Source organism: Duganella flavida, assembly GCF_009857445.1.
In the GTDB taxonomy this organism is placed as follows: Bacteria; Pseudomonadota; Gammaproteobacteria; order Burkholderiales; family Burkholderiaceae_D; genus Rugamonas; species Rugamonas flavida.
In genome coordinates this window covers 81,640-94,065 of sequence record NZ_WWCN01000006.1, presented here as the reverse complement: position 1 = coordinate 94,065, position 12,426 = coordinate 81,640, and the positions used below count along the sequence as shown (strand labels likewise).

Below are 12,426 nucleotides of genomic sequence, written 5' to 3'. Positions count from 1 at the left end.
TTCTCCATGATCCTGTTACAACGCCCCCTGATCGCCTTCGAGCGCGCCATCGCCTCGCTGTGGCGTGGCCTTGATCGCCCAGCCGTGCTGGCGCGCGCGCTGCTGCTCGTGCCTGTGCTGTTCGGCCTGCTGTCCCTGGTGTATGGCCAGGACGATAACTGGGATTTGCACAACTACCACTTGTACAACCCGTATGCGCTGGTACATGGCAAGATAGGCTACGACCTGGCGCCGGGCCAGTGGCAGAGCTATTTCAATCCCACCATCGACTTGCTGTACTACGGCCTCAACGCCGCGCTGCCGGCGCCGCTGGTCGGCTTCGTGATGGGCTGGCTGCACGGCCTGAACTTTGTGCTGCTGGCCGCCATCGCGCGCCGCCTGCTGCCGCCGCAGTCGCACCGCGCGGCGCTGCTGCTGGCGCTGGCCGGCAGCCTCGGCCCCGGCTTCCTGTCCGAGCTGGGCAACACCATGGGCGACAACCTGATCGCGCTGACTGTGCTGGGCGCGCTGCTGCTGGTGCTGCGCGCCTGGCCGCAGCTGCTGCAGGGCGGCGCGCCGGCCTGGCGCTCGGTCGCGCTGGCCGGTTTGCTGGCCGGTTTTGGCACCGGCCTCAAGCTGACCAACGCCATGTATGCGCTGGCGCTGTGCCTGGCGCTATTGGGCGTGCCGGCCGCGTTCTGGCTGCGCTTCCGGCTGGCGCTGGTGTTCGGGGTCGGCACGCTGGCCGGCATAGCCGTCAGCGCCGGCCACTGGTACTGGCGCATGTGGCAGGTGTTCGGCAATCCGCTGTTCCCGCAATTTAACAACATCTTCAAGGGCCCGCTGGCGAGGACGATCGGTATCGGCGATACCGGTTGGATACCGAAAGGGTTCTCGGAAAAATTGCTGTGGCCATTCATTTTCAGCTACAACTCGAAGCGCGTGATCGAGATCGCGCTGACCCAGTTGATCTGGCCGATGCTATACCTGGCCGGCGTGGCGCTGACCGTACGCCTGCTGCGCGACGTCATCCTCGACCACCGCCCGGCCGACCGGCTGGAACGTCCGGCGGGCTATGTGTTGCTGTTCTTCGGCCTGTCTTACCTGGTCTGGCTGAACCTGTTCGGCATCTACCGCTACCTGGTGCCGCTGGAACTGCTGGCGCCACTCGCCCTGTGGCTGGTGCTGCAGCGCCTGATGCCGGCCGCTATCGGCCGCCACGTGGCTGCTTGGGCCTTGCTGCTGGCGACCGTGGCGACTTTGCCGGGCGCCTCGTGGGGGCACGGCAGCTGGACCCGCACGGCCACCACGGTGGCGCTGCCGCCGTTGCCTGAGCCTGAGCAAAACGTGATTTTCACCGTGCACGGCGATCCGCCGATGAGCTGGCTGGTGCCGTCATTCCCGGACCGCCTGGCGTTTGTTGCATTGGGTGGTAGTTTTCCTGAATCGCCGGCCTATGTGGCCAAGGCGCTGGCGATGATGGCCGCTCGCCGCGGCCCGTTCTACGTGATGATGCAGGCCGAAGGCGACAACCAGCAGATCTGGCCGGCCGCGCAGGAAGTGCTGGCCCGCTACGGCATGACGTTCGATCAGGCAGGTTGCGTGAAATACCCGGCCGCAGTGGGCGGCAACCAGCATCCTTATCAGTTGTGCCCGGTGCAGCCGCCTAAAACTGGAAGTAAATAAAGGGGTTGAAGCCGCCTTCGACGACGGCCATGCAGGACAGTCCGTACAGCGCCAGGCAGTAGACCGTCATCAGCGGCGTCGCAGCGAGGCGGAAGCTAGCCTGGTAGCTGCGCTGTGCGATACGGTCTGGCAGCAGGCACACCAGCACCGCCAGCGCCAGCACAAACACTACTTTCGGATCGGCCAGCATGCGATCGTGCGGCAGCCATGCCGGCGCGCCGCCGAACATCGCCTGCAGCACCTGGCCGGCCTGCGCCAGCGTCGGCGCGCGGAACGGCACCCACAGCAACGTCGCCAGCGCAAATACCGGCAGGCTGCCAAGGCGCAGCTTCTCCAGCTTGAGCCAGCCGGCGCGTTCCAGCACCAGCAGCAAGCCATGGCCCACGCCCCACAGCAGGAAGGTGTAGGCGGCGCCGTGCCACAGCGCGCACAGCACAAACACCACCATCAGGTTGCGATAAGTACGCCAGGCGCTGCCACGGTTGCCGCCCAGCGGGATGTACACGTAGTCACGGAAAAAGCGCGACAGCGTCATGTGCCAGCGTTGCCAGAATTCAGTGATGCTGATCGCCGCGTACGGACGGTTGAAGTTGCGCGGGAAGCGGAAGCCCATGATGCGCGCCAGCCCGATCGCCATGTCGGTGTAGCCGGAAAAATCGAAGTAGATCTGGAACGAATAACAGGCCGCGCCGAGCCAGGCCGAGTACATACTCAGCTCGGCGCCGGGACGGTAGATGCCGTCCGCCACCACGCCCAGCGGGTCCGCGATCAGCAGCTTCTTGGACAGGCCGACGATAAAGATCAGCAGGCCCCAGAACAGCTGGCGGCTGCTGCCCACACGGTGGCGGATGTGCAGCTGCTCGCGCACTTCGGCATAGCGCACCACCGGCCCGGCGATCAGGTGTGGGAACAGGAAGATGTAGATGGCAAACTTCTGCAGGCTGCGCTCGGGCGCGATGCGGCCGGCGTGCACATCCAGCTGGTAGGACAGGAAGTGGAACACGTAGAACGAAATCCCCAGCGGCAGCACGATGCCCAGCTCGCGCACCGGCACGGTGGCTTGCCAGCCGCTCAGGTCCTGCACCAGTTGCGCCAGGAACAGCAGGTATTTGAAGAACACCAGCGGCAGCAGGTTGAGTGCAATGCCGCCCGCCAGCAGCGCGCGCGCCTGCCTGGGCTGCTGCGCGCGGCGCGCGCCGATCGCGCCGGCCAGCAGCCAGTTGGCCAGCAGCAGCGCCAGCGCCACGGCGGTCAGCGCACCGGCGCCCAGCACGTAAAACACGAAACTGCCCAGCAGGATGTAGCTGTTGCGCCAGCCGCGCGGCAGCGCAAAGTACAGCAGGTAGAACAGCGGGAAGAACAGGAACAAAAAGCCTGGCGAGGAAAAGACCATAATGTCGTCGGTGGCGTTATTGGTGAGGAGCCAGCGAGGCCCAATGGCCGGTCTGGATATCCAGGACTTGCACGATCAGGTAGCGGCACTGGCCGTGCAGCAGGGCCGGCACTTGTGGCAGCGGCAGTGTGCGGCTCAGCTTGTGGAACTGGCGGAAGTGTTCGGTCAGGCCGGCGCGCAGCATGCCATCGCTGAAGCTGTTGCCGTACATGCAGGTGGCCGGCAGCAGCGCTGCATCGTCCAGCGCATCGGTGCTAAATTCCCAGCCGCTGCCTGGCTCGGCTTGCTTGTCTTGGTGGCGCGGCGTCCAGGTACGCTTGAGTTGCGGTTCGATGACTTTTTCCTGCAGGTTGAGGCGGGCGGCAAAGCGCGCTTCTGAACCGACGAAGGGCTGGTAATCGGCTTCCAACGGGTGGCGCCAGCGCAGCGGGCTGCCTTCCAGGCCGGCGATCGTGTCGGTGACGTCGGCCGCCACCACCATCGCGCTCAGGTCGGTCCAGTGGAAATCCTGCTTGTAGTAGATCGGGAACTTGCTGCGGTTGTCGTCGAGGTGGCGCTTGGCGTCGATGAAGTGCAGCCCTGGTGCCGTCTTCAGGCGCTGATACAGGGCCAGGAAATGGGAATTGTCCGGCACTTGCGGCGCAAACGATGGCAGGCGCTCGCGCGTGTAGTACTGCTTCTGGATCGGCGCCAGCAGCAGCATGGTGACACCTTGCGCACGCAACTGCGCGTTGAAGGCCTGCACGCCGTCGTACACCGCTTGCGCTTGCGCCGGGTCGGCCAGCAGGCGCTCGGTAGCCGGCATTTCATTGTCGATCAGGTTGCGGCCATACAGCTCGCCATCGGCGCCGAAATACACGCGGGTCGATGAGTTGAACAGGCGATAGTCGAGTTCGTTCTTGGCGCGGATCATGAGGTTGCGCCAGCCGAGATGGTCGCTGAACCAGCGCTCGAAACGGCTGTAGGAACGCTCGACCGGCCACCAGTCCTTCAGGTTGGGTAGCGGCGCCAGCGGGCGCAGTTCTTCCACCGGCGACACTTCGGCACGGTAGGTCTTGACCCATTCGTGCTCGGCAAGTTGAAGCTCCAGCCACGCGTCGGCTTGCGGCGCGACGCTGGTGAAGGCCAGTAGCGCCGGCGCCACGCTCAGGACCAGCAGCGCGGCCGGCAGCAGCAGGCGGCTGGCGCGCAGCGTCGTACGCAGCAGGCGGCGTGGCGGCCGGGCAGCGCGCGCGGCAGAAGCCGGCTGGCGCTGGGGTTCGCTCATGCCGCGTCCTTGCCGCCGATGATGGCCAGCAGGGCTTGTGCATTGTCGCGCCAGCTCATCCAGCGCATCGCTTGCGAGGTGGGATGGCGGCCATCGGCGTGTAGTACCAGCCAGTCTTGCACCGCGCGTGCCAGATCGGCGCCATCCATGCCGCTGAAATAGCTGGCGTTGTCGCCCGCCACTTCACGGCACACCGGGATGTCGCGCAGTAGCAGCGGCAGGCCGTAGCTGGCTGCCTCGATCAGCGGCAGGCCGAAGCCTTCGCCTTCGCTCGGTTGCAGCAGGCAGCTGCTATTGCGGTACAACTGTTGCAGCGCGTCGTCGTCCAGGCCTTGCAGCCAGTGCAGGCGCTGGCCCAGTTGTGGATGGCGGCTCAAGCGGTTGACGATGGTTGGAATGGTACGGCGCTCGCTGGCGGCCAGTCCTTTCCAGCCTTCGTTGCCGACGATGACCAGGTGGGCTTCGACGCCGTCGCGCCACAGCTGTTCAAACGCATCCAGCGCTTGCAGATGGCCTTTGCGCGGCTCGATGGTGCCGACCATCAGGAACACCGGCTTGCCTTCCAGCTGGCGCAGCAGCGGCAGCTCGGCGCTGGCCGTTGTTGCAGGGGCGGCGCCGACCACCAGGTCGGCGCCATGATGCAGCACCGCCAGCGACGGAATACGCGGCGCGTTTTCGGCTTGCAGCCATGCTTGCAGTTCGTCAGCCACTGCGGCGGAAATGCAGATCATGCGGTCGGCTATGCCAGCCGCGCAGTGCAGCCAGGCGCCGTGCACGGCGTCGGCGCCGGCTGGGAAGAATTCCGGTCGCAGTACTGGCAGCAAGTCATGCACCAGGAAGTTCAACGTCACGCCGCGTGCGCGTAGCTCAGCGTAGACGCCGTCGCGTGCTGCCGCCATCACCGCATGCGGCGAATGGTCGGCGCTGTAGAAGACATCGCCCGCTTGCATGTCCAGCAGCGGATCGGGACCTTCCAGCGTGGCTTCAATGCCCAGCAGCTTGGCGGCGTAGTTGCGCGCGTAGCGATAGCGATAGCGGCCATCGGCGTTGTCGAGGTAGACCGGCTCGATGCGCCAGCCACTGGCGCGCAGCGGCAGCAATTCCAGCAGCTGGTTGCGCACCACGCGCTCGATGCCGGTCTTCAGGTCGTGGCGCGCGATGGTGGTGACGTCGACCAGCAACTGGCGCGGCGCCAGCGGATCTGGCGCCTGGCCGATGCAGCGCGCCAGCTGTTGCAGCATGGTGTCGTCGTTGGTTTCTTCGCCGGTCAGCAGGCCGGGCGTAGCCAGCAAGCCTTGCACCAGCGCCGAGCGGCTGCGTTCCTGGCGCTGGCCGTCGCGTTGCAGCGCTTCGAAGTACATGCGGCCGACGCGTTCCGGACTGTTGCGGGTGCCCATCAGTTCAAAGCCGGCGCGGCTTAATTCGGTGCGGCGGGCGCTGTCATGGCGCAGGGTTTCCAGTGCGCCGATCAACTCGCTGCGGTCGAACTGGTCGGGCAGCATCCATACCGCGTCGTGCGGGAATTCGGCCATCGCGCCGTTGGCGTTGATGATGGTCGGCAGCTGGTAGATCAGGCAGTCCAGTACCGTGCCCGAGGTTTCGCCGCGCGAGGTGGTGCGCAGCTGTACGCCGACGTCGGCCGCCTGCAGGTAGTTCAGATAGTCTTCGTCCGAGATCCAGCCGGAGATGCGCACTTGCTTTTCGGCCTTGGCGCTGGCGATGGTGTCGGTGATGCTGATGCCATAGTCGCCGCCGTGGTTGGCGCCGACGAAAATCAGCTGGCACTGGCGGTCCTGGTGCAGGCTGGAGGCCAGCCACGCTTGCAGCAGCTCCAGGCATTGCTTGCTCGGGCCGATGAAGCCGAAATTGCAGACCACGAAAGCGTCCGGTGCGATGCCCAGCGCGGCGCGTGCGGCGGCGCGGTCGTTCACCGCCGGCACGGCGCGCGGCAGCTGCGCCATGCTCCAGTCGCGGCCTGCTTCCGGACCGTACCAGTCGGCGGCCAGCTGGCGCGCGTAGTCGGAGTGGACGATGACGTGGCTGGCTTGCTGCAGAATGTCAAGGTTGCACGGCCACAGGTCGCGTGCGGCTTCCATGCCTTCTGGCTGCAGGCCGTCGCGCAGTGCGGCGTAGCCGTGCGAGTGCAGCAGCGCCTGGCTCCAGACACCCGGCATGGCGCCGTTGATTTGTTCGTAGGCCAGCATGCTGCTCAGGAAAAAGTCATGCAGCACCACCACGCCCGGATGGTCTTGCAGCAGCGGCAGCATATAGCTGTGGAACGGGCTGTTGCCGAACTGGTAGATGATGTGGGCGTAGTCGTCGGCGTGGGCGCGCAGCCAGGCGGCGTCGTACCAGCGCACGTGGCTGGTTTCCGGCGGCAGCGTGACGGTCGGCTGGTTGACGATCAGGTCGACATCGAAGTAGGGCAGCAGGGTAGGCAGCACACGGTTGGCGTAGTCGGCCACGCCGGTTTGTTCCGGCGGCATCGGCGACACCAGCGCAATGCGCGGTTTGGTGGCGAGCGGCGCGGCGGCTTGTGCTGCAGTGCTGCGTGCCGCATGTTCGGCTTCGAGCGCGCGCAGGGCGCGTTGGGCGCTGTGGTCCCAGCTGAATTTCTTGGCTTGCTCGCGGCCGTGTGCGCGCAGGCGTGCGCGCAGCGCGTCGTCGCTCAGCACTTCGGCGATCTTGGCGGCGATGGCGGCCGGCTCGGCGGCGTTGAACAGCGCTTCTTCGCAGCCGATCACTTCCGGAATACTGGTGTTGTCGGCGCCGATCACCAGCGCGCCGCAGGCCATCGCTTCCAGCGCCGGCAGGCCGAAGCCTTCGTGCTTGGATGGGAAGATGAACAGCGCGGCGGCGCGGTACAGGGCGATCAGGGTATCGTTGTCGACATAGCCGGTGAGGATCAGTTCATCCGCACCTAATCCGCATTGCTGGGCGTGGGCTTCCAGCTTGCGGCGTTCGTTCTGGTCGAATTTGCTGGCGATCAGCAGTTGATGGCGCGCGCGCACGTCGGCCGGCAGCAGGCTGAAGGCAGTCACCAGACCGTCGATGTTTTTGCGGGCGTCGAAGCCGCCGGGGGCGTACATCAGCATGTCGCGCGTGACGCTGAAGCGGGCACGCAGCGCGGCCAGCGCAGTGGCGTCGGTTTCGGCCGGCTGGAACATATCGTCCACGGCGGTGGAGATCGACACCACTTGCTGCGGCGCCAGCTGCAACGCGTCGATGGCTTCCTGGCGCGAGTAGTCGGAAATGGCCAGCAGCAGGCCGGCGTTGCGCAGCGAGGCGATCTTGCGGTCGTAGTAGTCGCGCTGCGACGGCTGCACCAGATAGGCGGCCGGATTCAGGAACGGGATCAGGTCGTACTGCACCACGGCGGTAAAACTGCTACGGTCGAAACGGCCGACCGACACCAGCGCATCGTCGACATAACCTTCGAACAGGCTGGTGACCAGCACTGCATCCGGTTGCAGCTGGGCCAGCGCATATTCGCGCAGCAGTTCGCCGGCGCGCGCGCGCGGGCCGTGCACCGGCGCGTGTTCGGCGCACGGCGTTGGCGCGTCGAATACGCGGATGCGTTCGGGCGGCACCAGGCCTTCGAAAGCGAGGCGGATGTCGGCGATGGAAGCGTCCAGCGCGCCGTTCAGCAGCAGCCAGATGTCATGCTGGCCGGCGTTGCGGGCAACGCCCAGCGCCAGTGCCAGCGAGTAGCGGCCTATGCCGCGGAAACGGCTTTCCGATTGGGCGCCCTGCAGGTCGATCACGATACGCACAGCTTATTCCTTGCTGGCGGCCTGGTGTGCCGCCTTGGTCAGTTCATGGTAGGCGCGCGCGGCGCGCGGTGACAGCTGGCCTGGCGCATCGTCCTGGCGCAGCGGGGCCGGCACGGCGGCGCTGGCTTGCAGCATGCTGCGCATCAGGCGCGCTTGCAGGCGCGGCGCAAGGCGCGTCAGCAACGCGCGCAGCCCGCGTTTGATGCGCGGATGGCGCAGCACCCAGCGGCCACCACCCAGCACCGCACTGCGGGCTTTGCGCTTGGCCCAGCCGCGCACGCGGTGGACGAAGGTGACGGCGGCGCGCAGCGGCGCGGTGATGCGCCAGGAGGTGCTGGCCAGCAGGTCGGTGGCCAGTTGGCCCAGCGCTTCGGCCTTTTGCGTAGTCTGCTGCAGCAGCACCGAGGCGTGGTGCAGGTGTTGCTGGGTTTCGTGCAGCTGCTCGGCGGTTTGCTGCACGCGCTGCTCCAGTTGCAGCAGGCGTTGCGCGTGCTCGGCGTTGTCGGCCTTGGCGCGTGCTTGCTGTTCATCGATGCGCGTGCTGTGGCGTCCCAGTGCGCGGTGCAACTCGCCGTTTTCTTGCGCGAGTTGCTGGTCGTAGCGCTGCGCCAGTGGCGCCAATGCGATGCCGTAGTCGGCGCCGAAGGCGGCGTCCAGCGTGGACATGGTCGCGGCGGGTGCGGCTTTTTGCGCTACCACGCTGTAGTCCGGGCTCGGGCCTTCCAACACGTTGATCATGCCGATGCGGGCGTCGGTGTGCAGCTGTGCTTCTTCTTGCAGGCGGACGATTTTGTGGCGTTCGAAACCGGCGTGTTCCACCGCGAAATCCAGCAGCAGCGGCGGGATCGGACGCAGGTGCGACGGGTCCATGTAGAAGCTGGACGCGCCCACCACCAGGTTTTCCGGGTTTGGCGTTTCCAGGATCAGCAAGCCGCCCGGACGCAGCGCGCGCAACGCTTCGTCGATCAGCTCGCGCACCATGTCGAACGGGATGTGCTCTACCAAGTGGAATGCCGACACCAGCGCCAGGCTGCCGTCCGGCGCAGCGCGCAGCGCGGCCAGTGCATCCATCGTTTCAACTTGCAGGCCGCGCTCGCGGCAAGCGGCCAGCATGCCGTCGTCGAGGTCAATGCCGCGCGCGGCCAGGCCGTATTCGCCCAGCAGTTCCAGCCACTCGCCGCGGCCGCAGCCGAGATCCAGCGCAGTGGCCGGACTGTCGTCCAGCAGCGGCGCCACGAACGGCTGGTAAGCGCGCAGGCGCTGGGTGATGGTGTCGCGCGAGCCGCGGTAGCGGTCTTCAAAAGCACGGTAAAACGTCATCGCACGATCTCCACTTCAGGCTCAAGCCAGCTGCTGCCGACAAACTCGCGCCGGTTCATATTCATCACGATAAACAAGTGCGCCAGGTCGCGCCATTCATAGTTGTCGGCCAGATGGGTCTCGCTGCTGGTCAGCGCGGTAGTGATCGAATAGCTGCCGGCGCCCAGGTTGAGTGGGAAGCGGAAGCGGTATTCGATGCTGGCGCCGGCTTCGACGTTTTCCAGCACCTGCTGCATGTGGTGGGTGTTGGTGCCGTACATCGGCTGGCCCAGGCGGTCCTTGATCATGTATCCCAGCACCAGCTTCGGCAGCGGTGCATGCACCTTGACCTGCACTTTGAGCGTAACCGGGGCGCCGACATTGACCACTTCCATCGGCGCGCCATCTTCGTTTTCCAGCGTGATGGCGGTGACGGTGGCCTGGCCGTTGCCGGAGGTGGTCTGGACCCGTCCTTCCGGGGTGCGCACCTGCGCGACGGTCGAACCTTCACGCTCGGCGATCAGGGCGTTGTAGTAGTCCATCACTTCTTCCGGCGTGCCTTGCAGCGCCAGGCGGCCGCGGTCGAGCAGGATGGCACGGTCGCAGATCGCTTGCATGGCGGCGCGGTCATGGCTGACGATCAGCAGGGTCGTACCCTGCTGGCGATAGGCGCGGATGCGCTCGAAGCTCTTGTGCTGGAAATAAGCGTCGCCCACCGACAGCGCTTCGTCGACGATCAAGACGTCGGGACGGCGCGCGGTGGCCACGCTGAAGGCCAGCCGCATCTGCATGCCGGACGAGTAGACCCGCACCGGCTGGTCGATGTAATCGCCAATCTCGGCAAATGCTTCGATGTCCGGCATCAGGGTGTTGAGTTCGTCCACGCCTAGGCCCAGCAACTGGCCCGCCATGTAGACGTTCTGGCGGCCGGTGAAGTCGGGGTGGAAGCCCATGCCCAGCTCCAGCAGCGCCGCCACGCGGCCGCTGATGGTGACGCGGCCGGTAGTCGGCTGAGTGGTGCCGGTGATCAGCTTGAGCAGGGTGCTCTTGCCGGCGCCGTTGATGCCGATGATGCCGACCGCTTCGCCCGGCGCCAGCGTGAAGCTGATGTCCTGCAGCACCCACTTGAGCGCATGGCGCGGGCCACGCCACGGCAGCAGCCATTCGCCCAGCCGGCTCCAGCGGTGCGGATATTGTTTGTAGGCCTTGCCCAGGCCGTGTACCAGTATGCTGCCCATTACAGTTCGTCCACCATTTCTCCGGCGCGTTTGCGGAACAGTTGCATCCCCAGCGCGCAGCACAGCAGCGCCAGTGCGGTCACCGGCAGCAGGCTGCGCCAGTGCGGCGCGTGGCCGGCCACCAAAATATCCTGGCAAGCGCCGACCACCGCCGCCATCGGATTCCAGCCCAGCATTTCGCGTATTTCCGGCGGCAATGCGCTGGCCGGATAGACGATGGGCGTGAACCAGAACCAGAATTGCAGCAAGATGGTGAAGAACTGGCCGACGTCGCGGAAGAATACGTTGAAGACGCCGAGGATCATGCCGATGCCGACCGCGAACAGCGTCATCACCAGCAGCACCGGCAGCAGGGCCAGGTAGATCCAGCCGGGGAAGGTGCCGGTCAGCAGCAGAAATACGGTGAACAGGCCGAAGATGATGACGAAATTGACGCCGGCATTCAGTACCACGATGATCGGCAGGCAGATGCGCGGGAATTGCAGCTTCTTGATCAGGTTGGCGTTTTCAATGAACACCCCCTGGCTGCGTGAAGTGATTTCGGCAAACAAGCCCCAGGTCAGCGCGCCCGCGCACAGGTAGATGCTGTAGGCGAACGGCAGGTCCACGCCTTGCAGGCGGTTGTGCATGACTTGCGAAAAGATCACCGTGTAGACCACAATCATGGCCAGTGGATTGAGCACGGTCCACGCCGCGCCCAGCAGGGAATTGCGGTAGCGGCCCTGGAACTCGCGGCGCACGCTGCCGGCGATGAAGCCGCGGTAGCGCCACACGCCGAGCAGCATGTCAGGTGAAATCACAGGCGCCCTCCGCCGGCGGTGCGGAACACGTATTGAGCTTTGATCATGGCAACAAGCGGCCTGGGCGGCATATGGCGACGGCGCGCGCGGCCGTCTGGCCTGGTGCGCTCGCCGGCAGGCCTGAAAATAAAACGGCGATTATAGCATCGGCGGCGGGGGGCTTGCCCCTCTGGCAACATCTGGTTACAGCTGCGTGGCGAGCGCGGCCTCAGGCCTGGGCCAGTTTCTGCAGCGCCTCCGGATCGATGATGATCAGGCTGTGCGCGCCCTTCTTGATGATGCCTTGCTGGGTCAGCACCATCAGGGCCCGGGTGACGGTCTCGCGGCTGGTGTTGATCATGTTGGCGATGTCCTGGTGGGTCGGCAGGTTGGCCACCATGTGCACGTCGCCTTCTTTCTTTTCCTTTAACAGGTCGAGGAAAGTGTAGATGCGGCGCGAGGTGTTGTGGATACTGAGCAGGGCGCGGAATTCCGAATCGCGCTGCACCTTGGCCGCCAGGAAGCGTAGCATCTGGTTGGCCACCGGGGGCGAGTGCGAGAACAGGTGCAGCGCAGTGGCACGCGGCAGCAGCGCTACCAGCACCGGCGTCAGCGCCACCACCGAGGCCGAGCGCATCGAGCCGTTGATGACGGCGATTTCGCCAAAGAAGTCGCCCGGGTTGAGCATGCGCAGGCCGATCGCGCGGCCGTCTTCGGTGACGTCCACCACTTGCAGCGAGCCGGTCAGCAGGAACAGCAGGCTGTCGCCAGTGGCGCCCTTTTGCAGCACCACGTCGCGCTTGGCGTACTGGCGGATGCGCAGGTCGCCCTTGACGCGCAGCATGTCCTCTTCGCTCAGCTCGGCGAGCAGGGGAATCCGGCGCAGGTGAATCTGCACATTGACCGGTCCGGTCTCGGTGGCCGTGTCCGGGCCGGGCGGTGCGCTGGCCGCGCCGCTGGTGACCAGGGCCGGGGCGCCATCCTCCTCTTGTTTCTTTTTTGTTAGCGTCAT

At 65.7% G+C, this 12,426-nt stretch carries 8 protein-coding genes; 1 reads left to right on the top strand and 7 read right to left on the bottom strand.

All coding sequences use genetic code 11. From position 1 onward, the window contains the following. The first annotated feature begins 6 nt into the window (after nt 1–6). Nucleotides 7–1,665 (top strand): glycosyltransferase 87 family protein, encoded by a 1,659-nt coding sequence (locus GTP46_RS11015; protein ID WP_161006676.1) that lies wholly within the window; start codon nt 7–9, stop codon nt 1,663–1,665. Here GTP46_RS11015 and GTP46_RS11010 read toward each other — a convergent pair. The 7 genes from GTP46_RS11010 to GTP46_RS10980 all read right to left on the bottom strand — a co-directional run bounded on the left by GTP46_RS11010 (nt 1,646) and on the right by GTP46_RS10980 (nt 12,426). After that, nucleotides 1,646–3,058: an MBOAT family O-acyltransferase gene (locus GTP46_RS11010; RefSeq protein WP_161006675.1), complete on the bottom strand. Its 1,413-nt coding sequence runs from the start codon at nt 3,056–3,058 to the stop codon at nt 1,646–1,648. The genes GTP46_RS11015 and GTP46_RS11010 overlap by 20 nt on opposite strands. A 16-nt stretch (nt 3,059–3,074) precedes the next feature. Further along, nucleotides 3,075–4,325 (bottom strand): alginate O-acetyltransferase AlgX-related protein, encoded by a 1,251-nt coding sequence (locus tag GTP46_RS11005; protein WP_161006674.1) that lies wholly within the window; start codon nt 4,323–4,325, stop codon nt 3,075–3,077. After that, a complete protein-coding gene (locus GTP46_RS11000; protein WP_161006673.1) occupies nt 4,322–8,098 on the bottom strand; it encodes a glycosyltransferase in 3,777 nt (1,258 codons plus the stop codon). Before GTP46_RS11000 ends, GTP46_RS11005 begins: the two co-directional genes overlap by 4 nt. A gap of 3 nt (nt 8,099–8,101) precedes the next feature. Further along, nucleotides 8,102–9,418: a class I SAM-dependent methyltransferase gene (locus tag GTP46_RS10995; protein ID WP_161006672.1), complete on the bottom strand. Its 1,317-nt coding sequence runs from the start codon at nt 9,416–9,418 to the stop codon at nt 8,102–8,104. Beyond that, complete coding sequence (locus tag GTP46_RS10990) at nt 9,415–10,635, bottom strand: ABC transporter ATP-binding protein (RefSeq protein WP_161006671.1); 1,221 nt, start codon at nt 10,633–10,635, stop codon at nt 9,415–9,417. Before GTP46_RS10990 ends, GTP46_RS10995 begins: the two co-directional genes overlap by 4 nt. Beyond that, on the bottom strand, nt 10,635–11,435 hold the full coding sequence (locus GTP46_RS10985) for an ABC transporter permease (RefSeq protein ID WP_371869628.1): 801 nt from the start codon (nt 11,433–11,435) through the stop codon (nt 10,635–10,637). Before GTP46_RS10985 ends, GTP46_RS10990 begins: the two co-directional genes overlap by 1 nt. Nucleotides 11,436–11,643: 208 nt before the next feature. After that, complete coding sequence (locus GTP46_RS10980) at nt 11,644–12,426, bottom strand: Crp/Fnr family transcriptional regulator (RefSeq protein ID WP_161006670.1); 783 nt, start codon at nt 12,424–12,426, stop codon at nt 11,644–11,646.